Below are 366 nucleotides of genomic sequence, written 5' to 3'. Positions count from 1 at the left end.
GCTCAATGTCACGGCCGGTGTGCTTAGCCTTGGCGTAGGCAGCTCTCTCGGCACCGGCCTCAACATTGCATCAAATGCGACATTGTCGTTTTCGGGCGGCACACATGAACTTACCGGCTTAACTGCAGCTTCGGGTACCGGGAATTTGCACATCAATGGCGCCGTGGTCAACGCCACCGGCGTCAACGCCTTCAACGGTCAAATCCAGAGTTTCGGTGGGACACTCAATGTTGACGGCGGATTCAGCGCAGCAAGCCTCTACCTAGCAGGCGGCACTGTCACTGGTGCTGGAGCGCTGACCGTCGGCGGCCCAAGTACTTGGAGCAACGGCGCCATGACCGGTGCGGGCTCGACCACTTTCAGTGG

General features: G+C 59.6%; 1 protein-coding gene. It reads left to right on the top strand.

Annotated features, from left to right (window positions below; translation table 11 throughout):
- The coding region (locus tag LNV09_RS24680; RefSeq protein ID WP_263559712.1) for a hypothetical protein at positions 1-366 on the top strand (366 nt) is incomplete at both ends.

Source organism: Paucibacter sp. B2R-40 (assembly GCF_025717555.1).
In the GTDB taxonomy this organism is placed as follows: Bacteria; Pseudomonadota; Gammaproteobacteria; order Burkholderiales; family Burkholderiaceae_C; genus Paucibacter_A.
Note: the sequence above shows the minus strand (reverse complement) of the source record. Positions and strands in the feature narration are given on the sequence as shown.